This is a genomic window from Sphingomonas sp., from assembly GCF_017304635.1.
In the GTDB taxonomy this organism is placed as follows: Bacteria; Pseudomonadota; Alphaproteobacteria; order Sphingomonadales; family Sphingomonadaceae; genus Sphingomonas.
In genome coordinates this window covers 119,377-142,703 of the sequence record NZ_JAFKMA010000005.1, presented here as the reverse complement: position 1 = coordinate 142,703, position 23,327 = coordinate 119,377, and the positions used below count along the sequence as shown (strand labels likewise).

Genomic DNA, 23,327 nt, shown 5'->3' with positions numbered 1-23,327 from the left:
GGGAACGCCGCCTTACTTCACCGGCCGCTTCTCCAGTTTGCGCGCCAAGGTCCGCCGATGCATGCCCAGCCGCCGCGCGGTTTCGGAGATGTTGAAGCCGGTTTCGGCCAACATCTCGTTGATGCGTTCCCATTCGAGCGTCTTGATCGAGGTCGAGCGCGTGGCGAGCGGGGCGTCGGCGTCGCCGGCGGCGCGGCCGAAGGCGGCTTCGATGTCGTCGGTGTTGGACGGTTTGACGAGGTAATGGCACGCACCGAGCTTGATCGCCTCGACCGCGGTCGCGATGCTGGCGAAACCGGTCAGGACCACGATCAGCATCGCCGGATCGTGCGCGTGGAGCCTGGCCACGCAGGGCAGGCCGGACGCCGTGCCGAGCTTCAGGTCGACCACCGCATAATGCGGCCGTCCGGTTGCGAGCAGCGCGTCGAGCGCCGCCGGTCCGTCCGCCACCTGCACGCGATATCCGCGCCGTTCGAACGAGCGGCGCAGCGTCCGCGCGAAGGTCTCGTCGTCCTCGACGATGACGAGGTTGCGGGCGTCAGCCATTCGCGCCCTCCCGCACCGGCGCGACCGGCAGGACCAGCCGCACCTCGGCCCCGCGCGGATCGCGATTGCGCGCCTCCAGCCGCCCGCCGAGCTGGCGCGCGACGTTGGTCGCGAGGAACAGGCCGAGGCCATGCCCAGCGCCCTTGGTCGAATGGTAGAGCCGCCCGACCATCGCCAGCGCATCGGGCGCGAAGCCCGGCCCGTCGTCCGCCACCGCGATCGCGACCCCATCCTCTTCCCGCGTCACCGTCAGCCGCACCGCGTCACGCGACGCCTCGGCCGCATTGTCGAGCAGGTTCCACACCGCCTGCCGCAACGCCGGGGCGACCAGGATGTCGGCCGCGCCCGCCGCCTCCGCCGACCAGACGAAGGGCGCACCCGGATTGAACGTCGCCCATTCGTCGGCGACCGCATCGGCGAACGCCGTCGCCTTCATTACCTCGAGCGGTTCGCTGCGGGGCTGGCCGGCCGAATGGAGGATGTCGGACACGATCGTCTTGCAGCGCTGCACCTCCTGCTGCATCTCCGCGACTTCGGCGGCTAGCGCGGGGTCGCGCGCGATCGCCGGCATGCGGCGCCAGTCGGCCAGGATCACCGCGAGCGAGCCGAGCGGCGTACCCAGCTCGTGCGCAGCCCCCGACGCGAACAGCCCCATCCGCACGATCCCCTCCTCTTCCGCCGCGTGCTGGCGCAGATCGGCGAGGTGCGCGTCGCGGGCGCGCAGGTTGCGCGTGATCCGGGTGATGAACAGGACGAGCAGTCCCGCCACTAGCACGAAGCTGATCCACCGGGCGACCGCGAACAGATCGGTACTTTGCGTCGCGAGGTTGACCGGCAATACGATCGGCCAGTAGCGCACCGTCAGCAGGCCGTAGCTGAACCCCGTCGCCAGCACGAGCACCGCCGCCGCCGCCGGCTGGAGCAGGATCGCGCCGAGCACGACCTGTAGCAGATAGAGGTGGATGAACGGGTTGGTCGCGCCACCGCTCAGATAGAGCTGAAAGGTCAGCACGCTCATGTCGAGCAACAGCGTCAGCATGATCTCGACATCGTGCACGCGGTGCCGGGGCAAGGCGAGCGACACCGCCAGGTTCGCGCTCGCCAGCAACAGCACGGCGCCCAGCATCCAGCCAATCGGCAACGCCACGCCGAATCCGACATGCACGATCAGGATCGTGATCGTCTGGCCAACCACCGCGAGCCAGCGCAATTGCGCGAGCTGGCGCATATTGTCGGCGGCGACGCTTTCCGCCTGTTCGCCGCTGGCGGTGGCGCGGCGGCGGGTCAGCGCGAGGATCGGCGCTTCCATCATGCCGCCTGCCGCTTGCGCAGCAGTTGCACGATGGCGGCGACGCACAGGCCCGACAGCGCGAACCAGGTTATCGCGTAGATCAGGTGGCTGTTGCGGAACTGCACGACGGTCAGGCCGCCGACGGGGTAGCCGCCGGGATTGGGTGTCGCGTCCGCATCAAGGAAGAACGGCGCGACGTCGCTCAAGTGCCGCGCCCGCGCCATCGCCGCGACGTCGCGCGAATACCATCGGCCGGCGGCCGGGTCGTTCGCGCGAAGGAACGCCCCACCCGGCTCGCTGATCCGCAGCAGCCCCGTGACGGTGACCTGGCCGGTCACTTGCCCGTTCGCTCGCCGCGCCGGATCGCGCAGCGCGTCGGGCACGAAACCGCGATTGACCAGCACGATGCCGGTGGCGGTGCGAAGCGGCGTCAGCACCCAGAAGCCGCCGCCGCGATCGGTCACGGCCTTCACCAGCGTCTCCGCCGCATGATCGAACGTACCGGTGGCGGTGATCCGGCGATAGGCATCGTCGCGTTCGTCGATCCGCCTCCATGCCGCCGGCGGCGGCAGCGCGACCGGCGCGGCGTGCACGCGCGCCTCGACGCGGGCGATCAGGTCGAGCTTCCACGCGCGCCGCTCTACCTGCCACAGGCCGAGCGCGGCGAACCCCATCGCCCCGATCAGGGCGAGCGCCAGGAACAGCCCGCGGCTCAGGGCTGGTTGCTCATGTCCGTGGTCGGTGTCGGCATCATGTTCGCGTTCAGGTGGTGCATGATCCACAACGATCCGCTGATGCAGATCAGCAGCAGCACCGCGGTGAAGACATAGGCCATCAGCGTCCATCCGCCCTCTGCCCGGCTGTTGACGTGCAGGAAGCATAGGGTGTGCACCAGGATTTGCACGAACGCCGATGCGACGACGATCGCGGCGGTCAGCCGCGGGTCGGCGATGGTGTGGCTCATCACCAGCCAGAACGGGATGGCGGTGAGCACGACCGAGGCAATGAAACCGACCAGATAGGTACGGCGCGAACCATGGGCTTCAGCGATATCGGCGCTCATTGCACGACCCCGAGCAGGTAGACGAAGGTGAAGACGCCGATCCACACGACGTCGAGGAAATGCCAGAACATGCTGAGGCACAGCAGGCGCTTCTGGTTTTCCGGATGCAGCCCGCGCTGGCCGAGCTGGACCAGCATCACCCCGATCCAGACGATCCCGACCGTCACGTGCAGGCCGTGCGTCGCGACCAGTGTGAAGAACGCCGACAGGAACGCGCTGCGCATCGGCGTCGCGCCCTCGACGATCAGGCCGTGGAATTCATAGAGCTCGACACAGACGAAGCTTGCGCCGAGCAGTGCCGTCGCGACCAGCCAGCCGCGCGTCGCGCCGAGCTTGCCGCGCTGCATCGCGATCATCGCGAAGCCATAAGTGATCGACGACACCAGCAGGATCGCCGTGTTGACCGCCACCAGCGGCAGCTCGAACAGTTCGCGCTGGGTCGGGCCGCCGGCATAGCTGCCGCTCAGCACGCCATAGGTCGCGAACAGCGTCGCGAAGATGAGCGCGTCGCTCATCAGATAGATCCAGAACCCCAGCAGCGTGCCGCTTTCGGGGTGATGCTCGTCCGCCTGCTCGACCAAGTAGAAGGTCTGCGGGTCCAGGGTGGTAGTGCTCATGCGCCGGCTCCCGCCACGAGCAGTTCGCCATGCGCGCGTTCGGTCGCGGCGACCTCCTCGGCCGGAATGTGATAGTCGCGGCGATAGTTGAAGGTATGGCCGATCGCGACCACCACCAGCGCGACGAACGCCACCGCCGCCAGCCACCAGATATACCAGACCATCGCGAAGCCCAGCACCAGCGCGATGCCCGACAGGACCACTCCCGCTCCAGTGTTGCGCGGCATGTGGATCGGGCGATAGCCGCCGCTCGGCCGCTCCGCCCCGCGCCGTTTCATGTCGTACCAGGCGTCGAGATCGTGCGCGACCGGCGTGAACGCGAAGTTATAGGCCGGCGGCGGCGACGCGGTCGACCATTCGAGGGTGCGGCCGTCCCACGGATCGCCAGTCATGTCGCGCAACTTGTCGCGGTTCTTGATGCTCACCGCGATCTGGATGATGAACGCTAGGATCCCGATCAGGATGATGACCGCGCCGATCGCCGCGACGACGAACCAGGGTTGCAGGCTCGGGTCGTCGAAATGGTTGACCCGGCGCGTCGTGCCCATCAGCCCGACGATGTAGATCGGGGTCCACGCGACCCAGTATCCGATCACCCAGCCCCAGAAGGTAACTTTCCCCCAGAACCGGTCGAGCCGGAACCCGAACGCCTTGGGGAACCAGTAATCCATGCCGGCGAACAGCCCGAACACGACTCCGCCGATGATGACGTTGTGGAAATGCGCGACCAGGAACAGCGAGTTGTGCAGCACGAAATCGGCCGGCGGCACCGCCAGCAGTACGCCGGTCATCCCGCCGACCACGAACGTCAGCATGAACGCGACCACCCACATCATCGGCAGTTCGAACCGGATTCGCCCGCGATACATCGTAAACAGCCAGTTGAAGATCTTGGCCCCGGTCGGGATCGAGATGACCATCGTCGCGATCCCGAAGAAGCTGTTGACGCTGGCCCCCGACCCCATCGTGAAGAAGTGGTGCAGCCACACCAGGTAGCTCAGGATCGTGATGACCACGGTCGCGTAGACCATCGACGAATAGCCGAACAGTCGCTTGCCGGTGAAGGTCGAGGTGATTTCCGAATAGATGCCGAACACGGGCAGGACCAGGACGTAGACTTCCGGATGCCCCCAGATCCACACCAGGTTCCAGTACATCATCGGGTTGCCGCCGAGATCGTTGGTGAAGAAATTGGTGCCGACGTAGCGATCGAGCATCAGCAGCGCGAACGCACCAGTCAGCACCGGGAAGATCGCGATCGCCAGCACGTTGCTGCACAGCGCCGTCCAGCAGAACACCGGCATCTTCATCATCGACATGCCCGGGGCGCGCATCTTGATGATCGTCGTCACCATGTTGATCGCCGACAACGTCGTCCCGACACCCGCTATCTGGAGCGCCCAGAGATAGTAATCCGGCCCGGTGTCCGGACTGTTCTGCAGGTTGGTGACCGGCACGTAATTGAGCCATCCCCCGCGCGAGAACTCGCCGACGAACAGCGACACCATCACCAGCAACGCGCCGGCGACGGTCAGCCAGAAACTGAGATTGTTGAGGAACGGGAACGCCACGTCGCGCGCGCCGATCTGAAGCGGCATGACGTAATTGACCAGTCCGACGATCAGCGGGATCGCGACGAAGAAGATCATGATCGTCCCGTGCGCTGAAAAGACCTGATCGTAATGGTGTGGCGGCAGGTATCCCGGGTTCGCGCCGAACGCGATCGCCTGTTGCGCGCGCATCATGAGCGCGTCGGCGAACCCGCGCAGCAGCATCACGATGCCCAGGATCATGTACATGATCCCGATCTTCTTGTGATCGACCGAGGTGAACCAGTCGCGCCACAGCCAGCCCCACAGCCGGTACTTCGTCACCGCTCCCATCACGCCGAGCCCGCCCAACGCGACGACGATGAACGTGACGAGCAGGATCGGCTCATGGATCGGGAAGGATTGCAGCGTCAGGCGGCCGAAGATCGCCTTCAGGGTGGATTGGTCAAACATACTGGCTCCGGCAGTCGGGATCGGGGCGATCAGGAGAGAGGCCGCTCATGCGGCAATTGCGGGTCGTGTGGGGGCGGCGTGGTGACGTTGGGGCCGACGCCCTTCTCTGCGCCGGACTTGAACAGCGCGCCCTCGGGCTTGGCGGCCATACCGTGCATGCCGTTCGCGCACGACGATCCGGGCGCGACACAGCGGCGGTATATGCGATCGAACAGCGTACCGTCGACGCCCGCGAAATACATCGGTGGCACCTTCTCGCTCGGCTTGGCCAGCGCGAGGAAGGCGGTCGTGTCGAGCGTCTTGCCGCTGCCCTTCACCCGCGCGACCCACGCGTCGAAATCACGCTGGCCGACGCCGTAGAGCTTGAAATGCATGTCGGAGAAGCCGGCACCGCTATAGCTGCCCGACAAGCCGTCATAGACGCCGGGCCGGTTGACCACCGCGTGCAGCGTCGATCGCATGCCGGGCATCGTATAGATCATCCCCGCCATCGCCGGCGCGTAGAACGTGTTCATCATGTTGGTCGACGTCATGTCGAACCGAACCTGGCGATCGACCGGCAGCGCGAGTTCGTTGACCGTCGCGATGCCCTGTTCCGGATAGATGAACAGCCATTTCCAGTCGAGCGAGACCACCTGCACCACCAGCGGCTTCGCCTTTGGGTCGGCCGGGCGCCCCGCGGCGATGCGATCGAGCGGGCGGAACGGATCGAGCAGGTGCGTGCTCCACCACGTCAGCGCGCCGAGGCAGATGATGATGAGCAGCGGCGCCGACCAGATCACGAGCTCCAGGCTGGTCGAATGGTCGAAATCGGGGTCGTAGGTCGCCTGGTTGCCCGCGCGATACCGCCACGCGAACAGCACGATCAGCACGATCACCGGCACGATGATGAGCAGCATGATCGCGGTCGAGAAATAAATGATGTCGCGCTGCTGCATCGCGACGTCGCCTGCCGGATTCAGCACCGCGCGGTCGCACGCCGACAACAGCCCCAGCACCGGCACAGCGGCGAGGCCGAGGAAGCGTCGTTTCGTCGCGGCAAGTCGATCGGGCATGATCGCCGCCTAGCCCGGCGCGACCCGGTGCCGACATTGGACATTTTGTCCTATCCCCATCCGGCCGCGATCACGGCACAAGCGAGGATGACACCGGACCCGGACTGAGCGGAGCGACGCCACGATGACTGCCCCCACCGCCGCGGCGAACTCGACGCCGCTCGAACGCGATGCGCGCGTGGTCACCGCGCGCGAGCACCGCATCGCCCCGGGCGAGATCGCGATCGGCGTCATCATCGGGCGGACGTCGGAATTCTTCGACTTCTTCGTCTATGCGATCGCCTCGGTGCTGGTATTCCCCTCGCTGCTGTTCCCGTTCGTCGATGCGGTGACGGGGACGCTCTATTCGTTCGCGCTGTTCTCGCTGGCATTTATGGCGCGGCCGCTCGGTTCGGCCTTGTTCATGTGGATCGACCGCGACCATGGCCGCGGCGTCAAGCTGACGATCGCGCTGTTCCTGCTCGGCGGATCGACCATGGCGATCGCGTTCGTGCCGGGCTACGATCAGGTCGGACTGGCCGCCGCCGGCATCCTCGCACTGTTGCGGATCGGCCAGGGCATGGCGCTGGGCGGCGCGTGGGACGGCCTGCCGTCGCTGTTGTCGCTGAACGCGCCCGAGGATCGCCGCGGCTGGTATGCGATGATCCCGCAGCTCGGCGCGCCGCTCGGCCTGATCGTCGCCGCCGCGTTGTTCGCCTTCTTCCTCGCGACCCTGTCACCGGCCGATTTCCTCAACTGGGGCTGGCGCTATCCGTTCTTCGTCGCGTTCGCGATCAACGTGGTCGCGCTGTTCGCGCGGCTGCGGCTGGTCGCGACACCCGAGTTCGAACGCCTGTTCGAAAGCCGCGAACTGCAACCGGCGCCGTTCTGGGAAACCGTTCGGCTGGAGGGGCGGACGATCGCGCTCGGCGCGTTCGCCCCGCTCGCCAGCTTCGCGCTGTTCCACCTCGTCACCGTCTTCCCGCTGTCCTGGGTAATGCTCTACACCGGCGAGGCGGCCGAGCGGTTCCTCATCATCGAGATCGTCGGCGCGGTCGTCTGCGTGATTGCGATGTTGATGTCCGGCCTGATCGCCGACCGCGTCGGGCGGCGTGCCGTGCTCGGCGTGTCCGCCGCCTGCATCGCCGCTTATAGCGGGTTCGCGCCGCAACTGCTGCGCGCCGGCGCGCTCGGTGAGACGATGTACATGCTGGTCGGCTTCGCGCTGCTCGGACTGGCGTTCGGCCAGTCATCGGGCGCGGTGAACAGCCGGTTTTCGAGTGAGCGCCGCTACACCGGCGCGGCGACCACCGCGAACCTCGCCTGGCTGATCGGCGCCGGCTTCGCCCCGCTGGTCGCCCTGTCGCTCGCCAGCCGGTTCGGATTGTGGTCGGTCGGTGCCTACCTTCTCTCGGGCGCGATCTGCACCTTAGCCGCACTGGCGATCAACCGCGACTGGGCACGGCGTTAGGGCGCATTCGGCCCAAAAAGTCGTTGATCTGCATGAGGTTGTCTTAACGTCGTCGTATCCTTTTGACGGCTAGACACCGGGTGTGATCGATCGTTTCGCCTTGTTGTCGCCGTTCGTGCTGGCCGTTGGCCTGGCACTCGGCGTCGCGCTGCTGGTCGCGGTCGTCGTGCTGGTCCGGGAGAACGGGCGACTGCGGCGGCAGGTCGCCGTCGGTGTGGAACCGGGCGATCCGGCGGTGGATGGCGCCGACCTGCTCGAACGCGTCGCGGCGGTGAGTCATCGGCTGGCGGCGACGCATCCGCTGAGCGGACTGCCGGTGCGCGAGGCGTTGCTGGCGCATATGGCCGCGGACGGGCGCGGGCTACTCGGCGCTATCGCCTTCGCCGATTTCGACCGGCTGACCGCTTTCGACCCGACGCTGGCCGAGCACATGTTCGCAACCGCGACCGCACGGTTGCGCGCGATGCTGCCGCGCGAGCGGTTCGTCGCGCAGGTCGATCGCGGGCAGGTCGGCTTGTGGTTCGGCCAGACGACCGGCGAGGCGGAGGCGCGAGCCGAGCTCGACGCCGTTTCCTACGCGCTCGGCGAGGAGATCGCCGTCGGCGGGCGCAACCTGACGCCGCAGATCAAGGTCCGCCTCGCACGGTTCGACGCCGACGGCGCGATCGAGGCCAACGCCTTCGTCGCGCGGACGCTCGCGTCGTTCACGCTGGCGGCCGGGGCCGCCGCGCAGCCCGAGGCGACGTCCGACTTCGCCGACCTGGCGCAGGACCGCTACGCTCTGGAACAGGATCTGCGCCAGGCGATCTTCCGGCGCGAGCTGCGGCTCGAATACCAGCCGCTGGTCGATGCCGGCGCTGGGCGCGTCAGCGGTGCGGAAGCGCTGATCCGCTGGGACCATCCCGGGCGCGGCGCGATTTCCCCCACACGCTTCATCCCGATCGTCGAAGCGATGGGGCTGGCGAGCGAGATCGGCATGTGGGCGCTCAACACCGCCGCGCGCCAGGCGAACGAGTGGCGCGCCGCGGGGCTCGACAATCTGCGCGTCGCGGTCAACGTCTCCGGGTTGCAGCTCGAACGCGACGACCTGCCGATTCTGGTGCAGCGTACGCTCGAGCGGCACGAGCTCGGGCCGACCGCGCTCGAGATCGAGCTGACCGAAAGCGTCGCGACCAGCGATGCCGACCATTGCCGCCACATCTTCCAGGGATTGCGCGCGATGGGCGTGAAGCTGGCGGTCGACGATTTCGGCACCGGCTATTCGGGGTTCAGTTCGCTGCGAACGCTCGCCTTCGACAAGATCAAGATCGACCGCGAGTTCATCACCGATGTCGACCGCCGGCCGGACAGCCAGGCGATCTGTCAGAGCATCATCGCGCTCGGTCGCGGGCTCGGCATCCGCGTGCTGGCCGAAGGGGTGGAGCGCGCCGGGGAATATGCCTGGCTGCGCCGCCACGGCTGTCACCATTTCCAGGGATTCTATTTCGCGCGACCGCTGAGCGGCGAGGCGTTCGCGGCCTTCGTGCGCGATCGTGCGACTCTCACGAAACTACTGACCGTCGGTGGCATGGCCGACATCGAAACGAGGCTGATGGCATGACAATGCGTGGCAAAATGATCGTGACGGCCATCCTGGCATCGAGCCTCGCGGCCTGTTCGTCGGGACCGTCGCGGGTGAAGACGTTGCCCGCGCCGCCCGCCGCCAACGCGGCCGGGGACGTCGATGCGGCGTTCGATCTGCTGATGCAGGGTGACGAGGGCGGCGCGCGCAAGCGGCTGAAGACGGCGCTGAAGCACGACCCGATGAACGCCAACGCGCAACTGCTCAACGAATCGATCGCGCGCGATCCGAAGGATTTGCTCGGCCCGCAGAGCTACCCCTACGTCGTGCGCAGCGGCGATACGATCGTCACGCTGGCACAGCGTTTCCTCGGCAATCGGCTGAAGGCATACCAGTTGCTGCGCTACAATGGATTCAAGGCGCCGCTGACACTGGCGGCGGGTCAGGTGCTGCGCATCCCCGGCGAGCCGCCGCGGCCCGAACCGGTCCGTCGCCCGGACGCGCCGGCCGCCCCGGTCCGGCCGGCGCCCTCGCCCAGCCCCGCCGCGCCGAAGCCCAAGCCGGCCCCGGCCGCGCCAAAAGCCAATCCGGCGGCGGCGCGACAGCTCCGCACCGCCGGTCTCGCCGCGCTCAACCAGGGCCAGGTGGTGCGCGCAGTCGGCCTGCTCCGTCGCGCGTCGCAACTCGATCCGGCGAACCCGCTGATCGCGCGCGACCTCGCTCGCGCGGAGCGCATCGCCGCCACCGTCCGGGCGAAGAAGTGACGGGCGCACAAATACTTAAGACCTTAGTCGTACTGCCACCGACGATTTGCCGATCGAGGTGTGTACGATGACGATGCTGGGCCGCTACCAAGTCGACGACCGCCTGGGCGAAGGCGCGATGGCCGACGTCTATCGCGCGCACGACCCCGATATCGGCCGCACCGTCGCGATCAAGGTGCTGAAGCCCGAGCTTGCCCGCGACCCGGAGATCGTCGCGCGGTTCCTGCGCGAGGCACGCGCGGCGGGGGCGCTCAGCCACGCCAACATCGCCACCATCTACGATGTCGGCGAGGCGCAGGGCGTCGCCTATATCGCGATGGAACTGATCGACGGCCAGCCGCTCGATGCCGCGCTGCTGACCCAGGGACGCATGCCGTACGAGCGCGTGCTGGCGATCGGGCACCAGTTGGCGTCGGCCTTGGCTTTCGCGCACCGCCACGGCGTCGTCCACCGCGATATCAAGCCGTCGAACATCCTGCTGTCGGCCGACGGCAGGACCGCCAAGCTGCTCGATTTCGGCGTCGCCCGGATCGGCGAGATGGACGCGGCAACCGCCGACCGCCAATTGGCGAAGACCCAGGTCGGCCAGCTGATCGGCACGCCGCGCTACATGAGCCCCGAACAGGCGCTCGGCCTGCCGGTCGACCAGCGCTCCGACCTGTTCTCGCTTGGCGTCGTGCTCTACGAGATGGTCACCGGCAAGGTCGCGTTTCCGGGCACCGCGCTGGCGACGCTCGCCATCCAGATCGCGCAGGAAAAGGTCGAGCCGATCGACCGCAGCACCACGGACTGCCCGCCGGGCCTGCGCTTCATCATCGACAAACTGCTCGCCAAGAAGCCGGAACAGCGGTTCACCGATGGCGAGGCGCTGGCGGCCGCGCTGGCGCGCGAGATCGCGGCGCAGCAGGACATGCCCGCCGCCAGCCGCCGCGGCCTGTCGCTCCGCCTCAAGCTGCCGCTCGCGCTCGCCAGCGTGACCGCGGTCGCGCTCGCCGGCTGCGTGGTCACCACCCTCGGCCGCGAACAACGGACGCTGGAGCATATGGCGATCGTGTCGGGAAGTTCGACCGCCACCTTCGTCACCAACAACGCCGCCGTGCTCGCCGCCGAGAATGCCGGCCTGTCGCCCGAGCAGCAGGACTGGTCGGCGCTACAGGCCTTCGCCACCACCGCCAGCCGCGACGCGACGGTCCGCGACATGACGGTCGCCGACGCGACCGGCGTGATCCGCGCGGCAAGCGACCCGGCGCTGATCGGCAAGCGCTATGCCGAACCGACCGACGAGACGGCGATGGCGGGCAGCGACGGCATCGCCGTCACCGCGGCCGGCGATGGCGGCCATGGCACCGGCATCCGCTTCGTCCGCCCGATCCGCTATGCCGGCAAGGATTTCGGTACGGTCGACCTGGTGGTCCGCCGCGTCGCGCTCGATGGCGCGCTGGCCGGCGCGCAGACCTCGCTCATCATCCTGTCGGCGGTCGTCATGCTCGTTGTGCTGCTGATCGGTTATATGAGCGGCGCGATGGTCGCGCGCCCGCTCGGCCGCCTGCGCCGCGCGCTCGACGAAGCTGCCAAGGCCAATTTCGCGCTGCGCCTCTCGCATCGCCGACGCGACGAGTTCGGCGCGGTGTTCGACGCCTTCAACCGCGCCGCCGCCGCGATCGAGCCGCGCCTGTCCGGGGGCGAGCCGGTCGACGAGGCCGCCGTGCTGGCGACGCGGATCGCCCCGCCGTCGCGCCTGGCCGCGTAGCGGAGCCGGCCGATGTACATGCTCCAGCTGTTCGACACGGCCAACGACGCGCAGCCGATCGACGCGCGGCTGATCCGCGATGGACTGATGCGGATCGGTCGCGACAGCAATGCCGACTGGTCGATCCCCGATCCCGATTGCGAACTGTCCCGCGCGCATTGCGAGCTGGCCGTCGCCGACGGGACGCTGACGTTGCGTGCGCTGGGGGCGAACGGCGTGTTCGACGATGCGACCGGCCAGCGCTACCCCGACAGCACCCATGTCACCCTCGACGCGCCGGCGACGCTCCGCTTCGGCCGCTTCCGGTTGAAAGCGAGCCACGCGCCGCACGACGATGCGCCGATCGACGCCGCGCGCACGATGGTGCTGACCCCGCCGCTCGGTGCATCGATCGCCGTGCCCGACGACTGGAGCGACGCGTCCGCGCCGCTACCCAGCGTCAACGGCTCGCTGCTCGAGGCATTCTGCGACGGCGCCGGGCTCGACGCGTCGATGCTGTCGAGCGAGGATCCGGCCGAGATCATGCGCCGCGCCGGCGCGGTCTATCGCCAGATGGTGCTCGGCATCGGCGACCTGATGGCCGAACGCGACCGCGCGCGCGGCCAGTACAAGATGTCGCGCACCACGATCGGCGGCACCGGCAACAACCCGTTCAAATGGGCGCCGACGCAGCGCCTCGCGATCGACCTGCTGCTCGCGGGCAGCGGCAATTTCCTGTCGGGCCCGGCCGCGCTGAAGGCGTCGTTCCGCGACATCAAGCGCCATCTGGTTGCGACCTTCGCCGGATTGCACGACAGCCTGCGCACCGCGATCGACGCGTTCGATCCCGCCGCGCTCGACGCCGCCGCCGGCAATCGCGCGACCCTACTGAAAAGCCGCGCCGCCTGCCAGATCGAGGAAGCCGCGACTCGCCACGCCGATTTGTCGCGCCAGCTCGACGGCGGCGAGGGCGGCTCGCTCGAACGCGCGTTTGCCGTCGCCTACGATGCCGCCGAAGCGCAGGCCAATGCGAGCGACGCGCCATGACCGCGCAGCCGATCGTCCCGCTGCGCGCTGACGGCCCTACCCAGGCGTATGTCTCCGTTGCGCGCAGCCATGTCGGGCGCGTACGGCTCATCAACGAGGATCGCGTGCTCGATTGCCCGACCGCGAGCCTGTGGGCCGTCGCTGACGGCATGGGCGGCCATAGCGGCGGCGACCTTGCGGCACAGGCGGTGGTCGACCGGCTTCGCGGTCTGGCCTTGTCGGGACGGACGCTGGCGCTGACCGACATCCTGGTCGCGCTGTCGCAGGCGAACGCCGACATCTGCCGCCGCAATCGCGCCGCGGCGAGCGACGCCGGGACGACCGTCGTCGCTGCAACGATCCTCGACGGCCAGATCCAGATCGCCTGGGCCGGGGACAGCCGCGCCTATCGCCTGCGCGACGGCCGCCTCGACCTGCTGACCCGCGACCATAGCGTTGTGCAGGAACTGGTCGATGCCGGGCTCATCACCCCCGCCCAAGCCGAACGCCACCCTAGCGCCAACGTCATCACTCGCGCGCTGGGGATCGGCGACCGGCTCGATTGCGAGACGATGACGGCGGACTGGCGGCCCGGCGACCGCCTGCTCCTGTGCTCGGACGGACTGAGCCGCTCGATGGCCGCCGACGACCGCCATCATGGCACCGACACCGACATCGCCGACGCGCTGATGGCCGCCGCGCTGGATCGCGACGGCAGCGACAATGTCTCGCTGGTGCTGGTCGGTTAGCCGCCGGGCCGGACGACGGCCGTCCTATCGCCAATCGTCCGGCATCGCTTTCGATCTTGGTGCGTTGTCGCCGTGGAGGTCGCGGCGATGGGTATCTTGTTCGACCAGGAACGGCGGCTGCGATGCGCGATCGCGCGCGAGCGGGATATTGCGGCGAGCGCTGCCGATCCGCGCCGGCGGGTCGCCGCCTGCGACCTGTCGCGTCGACTGTCGCGGCAACTGCCGCAGGGCCCCGTCGAGCCGCTGTTGCTGACCCACGGCTAGCCGGGTCGCGATGACCGGCGACCGATGATCCTCGACGCTTTTCCCTTCGGCGCGCACGTCAAGCGAGCGATCGTTCGTCAGGTTCGCGGGTTGTTCAACGACGAGCGACATGGAGAGCGTCCGGTTGTGCGCAGCGGCGATGCGCTGTTCCCGGCCGATTCGGCGATCTGGCGCGTGCATGGCGACGTCACGTCGATGATGGTCGGCGGCGTGACCGCCTTGCTGTTGCAGATGCTGCATCCGGCGGTCCTGGCCGGCGTGTGGGATCATTCGAACTTCCGCACCGACCATGGTCGGGCGGCTGCGGCGGACGGCGCGGTTCATCGCGGTCACGACCTATGGTGAGCGCGCCAGCGCCGAGGCAGCGATCGACCGCGTGCGCGAGGTGCACCGCCACGTCGCCGGGCGCTTGGCCGACGGCACCCTGTACCGCGCCGACGATCCCGCGCTGCTCGCCTGGGTCCATGTCAGCGAAGCGTGGAGCTTCCTCGCCGCCTGGCAGCGGTACGGCGGCACTGCGCTGTCACCGACTGAGATCGACCGGTATTTCGCCGAGTTCGCCGTGATCGCCCGCGCGCTCGGCGCCGACCCGGTGCCCACCGACGCGGCCGGGATCGCACGAGCGATCGAGACGGCCCGGCCCATGCTGCACGCGGACGAGCGAACGCGCGAGGTCGCCCGGCTCGTCCTCGGGCACCCGCCCGACAATCCTCTCGCCATTCCGTTGCAGCGCCTGACGATGCAGGCCGCGGTCGATCTGCTCCCGACCTGGGCCCGCCGCCTGCACGGCCTGTCCGCGACGCCCTTCCCGGCTCGGCCGCTGATCGATGCCGGGGCGGCGAGCCTGGCGTCGACGTTGCGATGGGCATTCGACTGACGGCGGCACCGACGCGCCACGCCGAGGCCCGGGGCGTCCGTAACAGCAACGTCATGATCCTTCCCTAGCGGCCGCTCGCGCTGGGTGGCGGCCATCTCTCGCCAGGCAATGCGAAGGGACGGGTGCGCGGTGAACATCCTGTTGGCCGAGGACGACGCGATCACGGCGGACGGGATCGCCGCGGGGCTGCGGGGGTCCGGGCATCAGGTGCAGGTCGCGTCGACCGGGCGCGCCGCGCTCGACCTGCTCGACCAACAGGGCTTCGACCTCGCCGTCCTCGACCGGCTGATGCCGCAGGGCGACGGCATGAGCGTGCTCGCCGCGATCCGCCGGCGCGACGATCATCTCCCGGTACTGCTACTGACGGCGCTCGGCGCGATCGAGGATCGTGTCGCCGGGCTGGAGGCGGGGGCCGACGATTATCTCGTCAAGCCGTTCGCCTTCGCCGAACTGTCGGCGCGGATCACGGCGCTGGGACGGCGGGCGGCGGCGAGCGCGGCGGAGACGGCGCCCGATATCGTGTTGCGGTGGCAGGCGCTGGAGCTCGATCTGCTCCAGCGCGAGGCGCGCTGGCACGGCGCGCCGGTCGCGATGCAGCCCCGCGAGTTGCGCCTGCTCGAGGAACTGATGCGCGCCGACGGTCGCATCCTGACCCGCACGATGCTGCTAGAAAGCGTGTGGAAGCTGCATTTCGACCCGCGCACCAACATCGTCGAGACCCATCTCAGCCGGCTGCGTACGCGGCTGGCCGATGCCGGCGTCGTCGATGCGATCGAGACGGTGCGCGGCGCCGGGTACCGGATGCGGGATGCCGGCTGAACGGGGGCTGCGCTGGCGGCGATCGGCCGCGCTGCGCATCGCGCTGGTCCACTCCGCGGCGATCCTGGCTGCGACCGCTTTGCTTGGGCTGGTGGTGGTGCAGGGCTTTCACGGGCTGGTCCAGCGACAGGTCGATCAGCGGATCACCGACGATGCACGCAGCCTGGTGCACCATTTCCACAAGGGCGGCGAGCCGGGTCTGCTAATGGCGATGGCCCAGCGTGCCGACATGATGCCCGATTTGTTACGAGGCGATTTCAGCGCGGATGGCCGGCGGATTGCCGGTGCTGCATCGCTCGCCCCATTGCCACCGGGCTGGCACGACATCGTCCTGAACGCGCGACCGGCGTCATCTTCGCGGGCACGCGCCCTGGCCATCACGCTCGACGACGGATCGCACATCGTGATCGCCGCCCCCAGCGACGCGGTCGGCGCGGCGATCTGGCCGATCACGCTGCTGTTCGTGTTTCAGGCGGTGGCGATCGCGACGCTCGGGATCATCAGCGCATTATTGTTGGCGCGTCATCTGCGCCGGCGGATCGATGCGATGGCCGACACCGCGCGCGCTATCATGCAGGGCCGGATGGAGCGGCGCATGCCGGTCGGTGCCGGCGACGAGTTCGACGATCTCGCCGCGATCCTCAACGCCATGCTCGACCGGATCGGCGCGCTGATCGCCAATCTGCGCCAAGTGTCGAGCGACATCGCCCACGACCTGCGCACGCCGCTCACGCGCCTTCGCGCTGAAGCCGAACGCGCCGCAACCGAATGGGATACGCCGGAGGTTGCCCGGGCACGGCTCGACCTGGTCGTGGCGCAGGCGGACGAGGCGCTGGAGATCTTCGCCGCCCTGCTGCGCATCTCCGAGATCGAGGCAGGCGGTGGGCGCCGCGACTTCGCCAGCGTCGACCTGTCCGCACTCGTCGTCGAACTGAGCGAAAGCTACGAGCCCGCGGTGCGCGACGGCGGCCGCTCGCTCGACTGGCAGGTCGACGATGGCGTCGAGATGGTCGGGGACCGGCAGTTGCTGGCGCAGGCGATCGTCAATCTGATCGAGAATGCGGCGACTCACACGCCGCCCGGCACGCGCGTGGCGCTGTCGCTGCGGGAAACGGCCGGAGGCATCGCGCTCGGCGTGCGCGACGACGGGCCGGGCATCGCGCCAGCCGATCGCGTCCGCGCGCTGCAACGCTTCACGCGGCTCGACGCCAGCCGCGCGACGCCGGGCCACGGCCTCGGCCTCAGCTTGGTCGCGGCGATCGCGGCGCTGCACGGCATGCGCCTCGAACTCGGTGATGCCGGACCCGGACTGGCGGTCGTACTCGACCTGCCGCGAACCGCCGCCGATGGCTGAGCCGGGCCTCGGTTCCCATACATTTTCCCAATGTGACGATTTGCAACAGAAGTGACATGACCCGCCCCTAGCGGCCCCGGCGACACACCACGAAGGGGCTTTCACCATGACAATCGGTCGCCGCGGCCGGCGGATTCGCCGGTTCCGCAACCATGTTCTTTTGACGTCGATCCTGATGGTCGCGACGCCGGCCACGGCCTTCGCCGCGACCGCCGCCACCGACGATCCGCCGGCCAATGCCGGACCGGGCAGCGACATCCTGGTCACCGGCAAGCGCGACAAGCAGCCGACGCCGACCGACACGCAGACCGGCGCGTTCCGCAACCAGGCGCTGGTCGACACGCCGCTGACCGTCACCGTCATCGACCACCTCCTGTTGCAGGAACAGGATGCGCGCGGCCTCGACGATGCGTTGCGCAACGTCGCCGGGATCACGCAGCAGGGCAACAGCCCGCTGACCGCCAACAGCTATGCCGCGCGCGGCGTGGTCGCCAATCCGCGCACCAACTTCCGCCTCAACGGCGCGCTGCCGATCATCAATTACCTGCCGATCCCGATCGAGAACAAGGAACGGGTCGAGGCGCTGAACGGCGTGTCGGCGCTCTACTACGGCTTCACCAGCCCGTCGGTCATCGTCAACCTGGTGACGAAGCGGGCCGGTCGCGACCCGGTCACCGACGTGCGGCTCGATACCGATATCGAGGGGACGTACGGCGCGGGTGTCGACATCGGTCGATCGTTCGGCAGCGCGGCGCAATTCGGGCTGCGCGTCAACGGCTATGCCGCGCATCTGGAAACGCCGATCGACGGCGTCCACGGCTATCGCTGGCTGACCAGCGCCGCGTTCGACGTGCGGCCGACCGATCGCCTGTCGTTGCAGTTCGACGTCGAGCATTACGAGCGCAAGATGGCCGAGCCCGGATCGGTCCTGCTGCCCAATCCGGTCGGCGCGGTGAAGGGGATCGGCGGAACGATCACGCTGCCCCCCTACCCCAACCCGCACAACCGCTACGCCCCGACCGACGCCGCCTATTTCGGCCGCGTGACCAATGGGCTCGCCCGGCTCGACTACAAGATCGCCGATGGCTGGTCGGTCGATGTCGAAGGCGGCGTCGCGCGCCTCCACCGCAGCCGCTGGATCGTCGACGTCAATCCGACCGACCTGGTGAGCGGCGCGGCCACGCTGGTCGGCTATGTCAGCCCGAGCGAGGATTTCGGCAACGACAGCGTCCGCGCCGAGGTTACCGGGACGATCACGACCGGCATCGTGCGGCAGGAAATCCTGGCCGGCTATGCGGCGAACCATTTGCGCGAATCGGCCATCGCGACCAGCAGCTTCACCGGCGCTAGCAACTTCTACCACCCGCCCGCCGTGCCGACCTCCGCGCTCACCTTCACGCCGAAAAGCGCCGCATTCGTCCAATATACCGACGATAACGGCTTCTACCTGATGGACACGGCGAACGTCGGCAAGCTGCTGACGCTGATCGGCGGCGCGCGCCAGTCGAGCTTCCGCGTCGAGAAGGTCGGCACCACGCCGTTCCGGCTCGACAAGCTGTCGCCGATGGCGGCGGTGCTGCTCCATCCGGTCGCGCATACCAGCCTCTACGCCTCGTACGTCGAAGGGCTGGAAAGCGCCGGAACCGCGCCGCTGACCGCCGCCAATGCCGGCGCCGTCCTGCCGCCGCTGGTCAGCCGGCAGAAGGAACTCGGCTTCAAGATCGAGGATACGGGCGCCGTCGCCAGCATCGCCTATTTCGACATCGACCGCCCCTCCAGCTACGTCGATGCGACCAACGTGTTCGTCAGCGACGGACGGGCGCGGTTCCGCGGCGTCGAGGCGTCGTTCCAGGGCACCATCGTGCCCGACCTGACCGGCGCGCTGTCGTGGCAGTTCCTCGACGCGAAACAGGTCAAAACGAGCGTACCCGCGCAGAATGGACGCCATTTCATCAATGCACCGCGCTATGCCGGATCGCTGTTCCTCGCCTACCGCCCGCACTGGCTGTCGGGCGCCGAAGTGAATGGCGGCGTCTATTACACCGGTAGTCGCTCGGACGATTTGCAGGACCGCGTGTTCCTGCCGGGCTATGCGACCGTCAGCATGGGCGCCGCGTACCACCTGAAGGCGTTCGACGGCCACGCGATGACGATCCGCGTCACCGCCGACAATCTGCTCGACAAGGTCTATTGGGCGACGGGCGGCGAAACCCACCTCTATGTCGGTACCCCGCGCACCGTCCGCCTGAGTTTGGCGACGGCTTTTTGAAACGATCCGGGCCGCGGGCGAATGCTCGCGGCCCGATCCCTCGGCTAGACCAGCCCCTCGTTTTCCTCGCCCGTGGTTGCCCAGATCGGGTTGGTCTTGAACATGCTGGGCGTGCCGACGTGGAGCATGATCGCCGTCTCGCTGGACCGGTTGGCGACGCCATGTGGCAGCAGCGAGTCGAAATGCATGCTGTCGCCTTCGCGCAGCACGGTCTCGACGTCGCCGGCCTTGGCATAGACCTCGCCCTTCAGCACGTAGCGGAAGTGCTCGCCATGGTGCCGGTCGATGCGGAAGGCGTAGCCCGGCGGGATGTGCAGGATCATCGCATCCAGCCGTCGGCTCTCGAACTCGGCGGTCAGGTCGTAATAGGTGACCGGCGAATCGACCTCGATCTCACGCGGTTCGTCGGCGCGGCTGACGATCTTGTCGCTGTGCGGCACCGACATGAAGTAGCTGATGTCGACGCCCAGCGCCTTCGCCAGCGCCAGCAGCGAGACGATCGACGGCACCGTGCGGTGCCGTTCGGCCTGAGAGATGAACGGCGCGGACAGGCCCGACCGGTCGGCCAGATCCTGCAACGTCATGTCGAGCGCCTTGCGACGCGCCCGAATGCGGTCGCCAACGGGCAGTGCCGGCTTTCCCGACAGCGGCCACGGGGCCTCGGTAATCGTGGGTTGTTCCATGACGTCAGCCTGCGCGCTCATCGGGCAGTGGTCAATTGCAAACGGTTACGCGCATCATGCATCGCATATATTACAAATTAGATTGCATTATCAAATTTTTTGATGGAGGAGAAATTTGACGAGTAAAGCATGCCGTCAAAAACGGGGAGGGCGTATGCTCAGAATGACGTTGCTTGCCGGGTCGGCGATCGCCGCCCTTACGTGTGCGAATCCATCGGTCGCGCAGGACGCGCAGACGAAGACGCCTGATCGCGAAAAGGCGGACGGCACCAAGCGCGCCGATGCCGCGACCCTGACGGACGGTTCGAAGAAGCAGGACGACGCCAACTCGCCCGATATCGTCATCACCGGCACTCGCCTTCAGGATCCGAGCTTTTCCGCGCCGTCGCCGCTCCAGGTCATCACGTCCGAGCAAGGCAAGGAACGCGGCCTCATCAGCGTCACCGAACTGGTCCAGGAAACCCCGGCCGCCGGGGGACAGCAGCAGAAGGAAACGTCGTCGAACGGCTTCCCGAGCAACGGCGGCGGCGGGTCGACCACGATCGACCTGCGCGGGATGGGATCGGCGCGGACGCTGGTGCTCATCAACGGCCATCGCGTCGGCCCGGCCGGCACCGGCGCGCAGATCAGCCAGATCGACCTGACGCTGATTCCCTATGCGATGGTGTCGCGCGTCGAGACGCTGACCAACGGCGCATCGACCATCTACGGCTCTGACGCCGTTGCGGGCGTCGTCAACATCATCACCAAGGACGACGACGAGGGCGGCAAGCTGTCGCTGTACGGCATGATGCCGCAGCATGGCGGCGGCAATTACTACAATATCTCCGCGCGCTACGGCCTGAAGTTCGCCCGCGGCTCGCTGTCGTTCGGGTTCGGCTACACTAAGGCCAACGTGCTGTATGCGAGCCAGCGCAAGGACACGACGTGCGACGAGGATTACGTCTTCAATGCCGACGGCAGCCGCGCCGACATCCGCAATCCGGACGGCACGCCGAAATGCTGGGGCTATGGCTACCTGTACAAATATGCGGGCGGAGGCTCGGGCAGCACGGTCGGATATCTGAACGGGTACCTGCGTCCGTCGAACGCGACGGTCGGTACGGGCTATCTCGCCGATCTCAACGGCTACACCCGGATCTATCAGTCGACCCAAGCGCCAGCCGACAAGTATAACGGCTTCTATCCCTATTACAGCGGCGGTCTGAACAACGGCAGCCAGGCGATGGTCAGCCCGAGCGAGCGCTACTCCCTGTTCGCATCGGGCAGCTATCAATTGACGCCGAGCGTCGAACTGTATGGCGAGGCGCTGGGCACGCGGCGCAACTCGGAACAGATCTACCTGACCTATTTCCAGACGCCGTACATTTCGCCGCAGAATCCGAACAGCCCGTTCAACTAAGCCAACAATCCGAGCTTCGTCGACCAGTCGGGCACGCCGCTGCGCTCGGCCTATTCGATCATGCTGTTCCAGTTCCAGCAGCGGCCGAGGCAGCAGGTCGATTACGGCACCGGGACGCTGGGCCTGCGCGGCAAGCTGGGCGCGGGATGGAATTTCGACCTGTACGGCAATTTCTCGCGGTCCAGCGGGTCGTACAGTCAGAACTTCGTCTATGCTGATCGCATGGCCGCCGCGGTCAGCCCGTCGGGCTGCGACATGACCAAGCTGACCTCGGTCACCTATTGCCCGGCCGGCGGCGTGAATTTCTGGCGCGCATACCAGAACGGCTTCACCCAGCAGGAATATTACTGGCTGATCGGACGCAGCAACGGCACCACGACCTACGACCAATATTATCTGGACGGCAGCGTCAGCGGCAAGCTGTTCGCTTTGCCGGCGGGTGACGTCGAAGCGGCGTTCGGCGCGCATGTTCGCCGCGAAAGCATCGACGATCGACCGGGCGACTCGTCGGACTTCGACACCGTCGCGATGCAATATTACCTGTCGGGCAAGCCGACCAAGGGCCGTGCCGACACGCGCGAGCTTTACGGCGAACTCGGCGTGCCGATCCTACGCGGCGTGCCGCTGGCCCAGTCGCTCAACCTGACGCTGTCGGGCCGCCTGACCAGCGCCGAATATGGCGGCACGGCCGGCACCTACAAAGCGGGTCTGGCGTGGCGCCCGGCCAACTGGCTGATGTTCCGCGCGACGCAGGGGACGTCGTTCCGCCAGCCCAAACTATACGAGCTGTTTCTCCAGAACCAGTCGGCGCTGAGCGGCAATGCCCAGCTCGACCCGTGCAGCAACTATCAGGTCTCGGCGTTCCTGACGGCCACGCAGAAATCGCGGTGCAGCGCGATGTTCGGCGGCGCCAACTATATCGCCACCGGCAACGCCAACATCATCAGCGGCGGTTCGACCGCGCTGAAGCCGGAGACGTCGTTCGCCCGGACCCTCGGCGTGGTGCTGTCGCCGCCGGTGCTCAACGCGCATCTGTCGGTCGACTATTATTACATCCACATCAACGGGTCGGTGACTCAACTCGGCGCCGTCAGCATCGCGCGTGAATGTCTGCTGCGCGAGCCCTACCCCAACAACGGCTTCTGCCAGTTGGTCAATCGTGACCCGAGCACGCATCAGTTGCTGTCGATCACCAACAACTACATCAACGCCGGCGAGGAGAAATATTCGGGTCTCGACATCGCCTATGCGTTCGATTTCCGCACCGGGATCGGCCGCTTCGGCAGCGATGGTCAGTTCAACATCCAGCTGATGAGCAAGGCGGCGACGTTCCAGGGCGGCGAGTTGGACAGCTATCTCGGCTATGCCGGCACGCCCCGGTTCCTCGGCAACGTCGGTTTGTGGTACAAGCCGGTGCCGAGCACGCTGATCCGCCTGAGCGCGAAGCTGGTCGGCAAGATGTCGAATGACGACTATTTCACCGGCGCCTCGCCGCAGGTCGGACCGTATCGCGATACCGGCCAGACGGTGTATTTCGACCGCACCAACGAGTTCTACGCGAACTTCACGCTGTCGGCGACGCGGCGGATGTTCGGTGATCTCGACCTGACGCTCGGCATCCGCAACCTGCTGGACTCGCCGCCGCCGCGCATCTCGGTCGGGGGCACCGGCTGGCAGATGTACCGCGAGGGCACCGTGTCGACGCTGTCGTTCTACGACCTCGTTGGGCGCAGCTTCTACCTCAGCCTGACGAAGTCGTTCTGACGTGGCGCGGTCGGCGGGCATGGAGCGCAAGGGACGAGCCT

20 protein-coding genes and 1 pseudogene are annotated in these 23,327 nt (G+C 67.6%); 13 read left to right on the top strand and 8 right to left on the bottom strand.

Translation table 11 applies throughout. The features are described from left to right. Positions 1 to 12: 12 nt before the first annotated feature. The 7 genes from J0I47_RS14260 to cyoA are packed head-to-tail and all read right to left on the bottom strand — an operon-like array spanning position 13 to position 6,575. Positions 13 to 546 carry a response regulator transcription factor gene (locus J0I47_RS14260; RefSeq protein WP_294047633.1) on the bottom strand — a complete coding sequence of 178 codons (534 nt, stop codon included), beginning with the start codon at positions 544 to 546 and terminating at the stop codon, positions 13 to 15. Beyond that, complete coding sequence (locus J0I47_RS14255; protein ID WP_294047632.1) at positions 539 to 1,858, bottom strand: ATP-binding protein; 1,320 nt, start codon at positions 1,856 to 1,858, stop codon at positions 539 to 541. Before J0I47_RS14255 ends, J0I47_RS14260 begins: the two co-directional genes overlap by 8 nt. Beyond that, positions 1,855 to 2,511: an SURF1 family protein gene (locus tag J0I47_RS14250; RefSeq protein ID WP_294047757.1), complete on the bottom strand. Its 657-nt coding sequence runs from the start codon at positions 2,509 to 2,511 to the stop codon at positions 1,855 to 1,857. The genes J0I47_RS14255 and J0I47_RS14250 overlap by 4 nt, the downstream gene beginning before the upstream one ends. Before the next feature lie 38 nt (positions 2,512 to 2,549). After that, the gene (gene cyoD / locus J0I47_RS14245) at positions 2,550 to 2,900 is read right to left on the bottom strand and encodes a cytochrome o ubiquinol oxidase subunit IV (protein WP_294047631.1); all 351 of its coding nucleotides are present in this window, start codon (positions 2,898 to 2,900) and stop codon (positions 2,550 to 2,552) included. Beyond that, positions 2,897 to 3,517 carry a cytochrome o ubiquinol oxidase subunit III gene (gene cyoC / locus J0I47_RS14240; RefSeq protein ID WP_294047630.1) on the bottom strand — a complete coding sequence of 207 codons (621 nt, stop codon included), beginning with the start codon at positions 3,515 to 3,517 and terminating at the stop codon, positions 2,897 to 2,899. The genes cyoD and cyoC overlap by 4 nt, the downstream gene beginning before the upstream one ends. Then, the gene (cyoB, locus tag J0I47_RS14235; RefSeq protein ID WP_294047629.1) at positions 3,514 to 5,520 is read right to left on the bottom strand and encodes a cytochrome o ubiquinol oxidase subunit I; all 2,007 of its coding nucleotides are present in this window, start codon (positions 5,518 to 5,520) and stop codon (positions 3,514 to 3,516) included. Before cyoB ends, cyoC begins: the two co-directional genes overlap by 4 nt. Positions 5,521 to 5,549: 29 nt before the next feature. Continuing rightward, positions 5,550 to 6,575, bottom strand: a complete 1,026-nt coding sequence (cyoA, locus tag J0I47_RS14230; protein WP_294047628.1) for a ubiquinol oxidase subunit II — start codon at positions 6,573 to 6,575, stop codon at positions 5,550 to 5,552. A 124-nt stretch (positions 6,576 to 6,699) separates the two neighbouring features. Between cyoA and J0I47_RS14225 the strand changes: the two genes are divergently transcribed. The 11 genes and pseudogenes from J0I47_RS14225 (at position 6,700) to J0I47_RS14175 (ending at position 19,437) form a co-directional block, all read left to right on the top strand. After that, positions 6,700 to 8,025: an MFS transporter gene (locus J0I47_RS14225; RefSeq protein WP_294047627.1), complete on the top strand. Its 1,326-nt coding sequence runs from the start codon at positions 6,700 to 6,702 to the stop codon at positions 8,023 to 8,025. An 82-nt stretch (positions 8,026 to 8,107) separates the two neighbouring features. Next, positions 8,108 to 9,625 carry an EAL domain-containing protein gene (locus J0I47_RS14220; RefSeq protein ID WP_294047626.1) on the top strand — a complete coding sequence of 506 codons (1,518 nt, stop codon included), beginning with the start codon at positions 8,108 to 8,110 and terminating at the stop codon, positions 9,623 to 9,625. Positions 9,626 to 9,639: 14 nt separating this feature from the next. Beyond that, positions 9,640 to 10,350 (top strand): LysM peptidoglycan-binding domain-containing protein, encoded by a 711-nt coding sequence (locus J0I47_RS14215; RefSeq protein ID WP_294047625.1) that lies wholly within the window; start codon positions 9,640 to 9,642, stop codon positions 10,348 to 10,350. Positions 10,351 to 10,417: 67 nt separating this feature from the next. Then, positions 10,418 to 12,100: a serine/threonine-protein kinase gene (locus J0I47_RS14210; protein WP_294047624.1), complete on the top strand. Its 1,683-nt coding sequence runs from the start codon at positions 10,418 to 10,420 to the stop codon at positions 12,098 to 12,100. 12 nt (positions 12,101 to 12,112) lie between these two features. Beyond that, positions 12,113 to 13,126: a type VI secretion system-associated FHA domain protein gene (locus J0I47_RS14205; RefSeq protein WP_294047623.1), complete on the top strand. Its 1,014-nt coding sequence runs from the start codon at positions 12,113 to 12,115 to the stop codon at positions 13,124 to 13,126. After that, positions 13,123 to 13,854, top strand: a complete 732-nt coding sequence (locus J0I47_RS14200) for a protein phosphatase 2C domain-containing protein (RefSeq protein WP_294047622.1) — start codon at positions 13,123 to 13,125, stop codon at positions 13,852 to 13,854. The genes J0I47_RS14205 and J0I47_RS14200 overlap by 4 nt, the downstream gene beginning before the upstream one ends. A gap of 87 nt (positions 13,855 to 13,941) precedes the next feature. Next, complete coding sequence (locus J0I47_RS14195) at positions 13,942 to 14,118, top strand: hypothetical protein (protein ID WP_294047621.1); 177 nt, start codon at positions 13,942 to 13,944, stop codon at positions 14,116 to 14,118. Positions 14,119 to 14,142: 24 nt separating this feature from the next. Then, positions 14,143 to 14,995: pseudogene (locus J0I47_RS14190) on the top strand (oxygenase MpaB family protein). Between the two features lie 129 nt (positions 14,996 to 15,124). Next, the gene (locus tag J0I47_RS14185; RefSeq protein WP_294047620.1) at positions 15,125 to 15,814 is read left to right on the top strand and encodes a response regulator transcription factor; all 690 of its coding nucleotides are present in this window, start codon (positions 15,125 to 15,127) and stop codon (positions 15,812 to 15,814) included. Next, positions 15,804 to 17,168, top strand: coding sequence for a HAMP domain-containing sensor histidine kinase (locus J0I47_RS14180; protein WP_294047619.1), 1,365 nt, complete (start codon positions 15,804 to 15,806; stop codon positions 17,166 to 17,168). Before J0I47_RS14185 ends, J0I47_RS14180 begins: the two co-directional genes overlap by 11 nt. A 106-nt stretch (positions 17,169 to 17,274) precedes the next feature. Further along, complete coding sequence (locus J0I47_RS14175; protein WP_294047618.1) at positions 17,275 to 19,437, top strand: TonB-dependent siderophore receptor; 2,163 nt, start codon at positions 17,275 to 17,277, stop codon at positions 19,435 to 19,437. Positions 19,438 to 19,481: 44 nt separating this feature from the next. On the opposite strand, the gene J0I47_RS14170 is transcribed toward J0I47_RS14175, so the two are convergent. Continuing rightward, complete coding sequence (locus J0I47_RS14170; RefSeq protein ID WP_294047617.1) at positions 19,482 to 20,120, bottom strand: XRE family transcriptional regulator; 639 nt, start codon at positions 20,118 to 20,120, stop codon at positions 19,482 to 19,484. Between the two features lie 163 nt (positions 20,121 to 20,283). On the opposite strand from J0I47_RS14170, the gene J0I47_RS14165 reads away from it, so the two are divergent. Both J0I47_RS14165 and J0I47_RS14160 read left to right on the top strand, forming a co-directional pair. Continuing rightward, on the top strand, positions 20,284 to 21,522 hold the full coding sequence (locus tag J0I47_RS14165) for a TonB-dependent receptor plug domain-containing protein (RefSeq protein ID WP_294047616.1): 1,239 nt from the start codon (positions 20,284 to 20,286) through the stop codon (positions 21,520 to 21,522). 60 nt (positions 21,523 to 21,582) lie between these two features. After that, positions 21,583 to 23,286: a TonB-dependent receptor gene (locus tag J0I47_RS14160; RefSeq protein ID WP_294047615.1), complete on the top strand. Its 1,704-nt coding sequence runs from the start codon at positions 21,583 to 21,585 to the stop codon at positions 23,284 to 23,286. Positions 23,287 to 23,327: the final 41 nt, after the last annotated feature.

Bases quoted from the DNA above. Each gene is read 5' to 3' on its own strand.
- J0I47_RS14260 (WP_294047633.1), bottom strand. From the start codon at position 546: ATGGCTGACGCCCGCAACCTCGTCATCGTCGAGGACGACGAGACCTTC.
- J0I47_RS14255 (WP_294047632.1), bottom strand. From the start codon at position 1,858: ATGATGGAAGCGCCGATCCTCGCGCTGACCCGCCGCCGCGCCACCGCC.
- J0I47_RS14250 (WP_294047757.1), bottom strand. From the start codon at position 2,511: ATGGGGTTCGCCGCGCTCGGCCTGTGGCAGGTAGAGCGGCGCGCGTGG.
- cyoD (WP_294047631.1), bottom strand. From the start codon at position 2,900: ATGAGCGCCGATATCGCTGAAGCCCATGGTTCGCGCCGTACCTATCTG.
- cyoC (WP_294047630.1), bottom strand. From the start codon at position 3,517: ATGAGCACTACCACCCTGGACCCGCAGACCTTCTACTTGGTCGAGCAG.
- cyoB (WP_294047629.1), bottom strand. From the start codon at position 5,520: ATGTTTGACCAATCCACCCTGAAGGCGATCTTCGGCCGCCTGACGCTG.
- cyoA (WP_294047628.1), bottom strand. From the start codon at position 6,575: ATGCCCGATCGACTTGCCGCGACGAAACGACGCTTCCTCGGCCTCGCC.
- J0I47_RS14225 (WP_294047627.1), top strand. From the start codon at position 6,700: ATGACTGCCCCCACCGCCGCGGCGAACTCGACGCCGCTCGAACGCGAT.
- J0I47_RS14215 (WP_294047625.1), top strand. From the start codon at position 9,640: ATGATCGTGACGGCCATCCTGGCATCGAGCCTCGCGGCCTGTTCGTCG.
- J0I47_RS14210 (WP_294047624.1), top strand. From the start codon at position 10,418: ATGACGATGCTGGGCCGCTACCAAGTCGACGACCGCCTGGGCGAAGGC.
- J0I47_RS14205 (WP_294047623.1), top strand. From the start codon at position 12,113: ATGTACATGCTCCAGCTGTTCGACACGGCCAACGACGCGCAGCCGATC.
- J0I47_RS14200 (WP_294047622.1), top strand. From the start codon at position 13,123: ATGACCGCGCAGCCGATCGTCCCGCTGCGCGCTGACGGCCCTACCCAG.
- J0I47_RS14195 (WP_294047621.1), top strand. From the start codon at position 13,942: ATGGGTATCTTGTTCGACCAGGAACGGCGGCTGCGATGCGCGATCGCG.
- J0I47_RS14180 (WP_294047619.1), top strand. From the start codon at position 15,804: ATGCCGGCTGAACGGGGGCTGCGCTGGCGGCGATCGGCCGCGCTGCGC.
- J0I47_RS14175 (WP_294047618.1), top strand. From the start codon at position 17,275: ATGACAATCGGTCGCCGCGGCCGGCGGATTCGCCGGTTCCGCAACCAT.
- J0I47_RS14170 (WP_294047617.1), bottom strand. From the start codon at position 20,120: ATGGAACAACCCACGATTACCGAGGCCCCGTGGCCGCTGTCGGGAAAG.
- J0I47_RS14165 (WP_294047616.1), top strand. From the start codon at position 20,284: ATGACGTTGCTTGCCGGGTCGGCGATCGCCGCCCTTACGTGTGCGAAT.
- J0I47_RS14160 (WP_294047615.1), top strand. From the start codon at position 21,583: ATGCTGTTCCAGTTCCAGCAGCGGCCGAGGCAGCAGGTCGATTACGGC.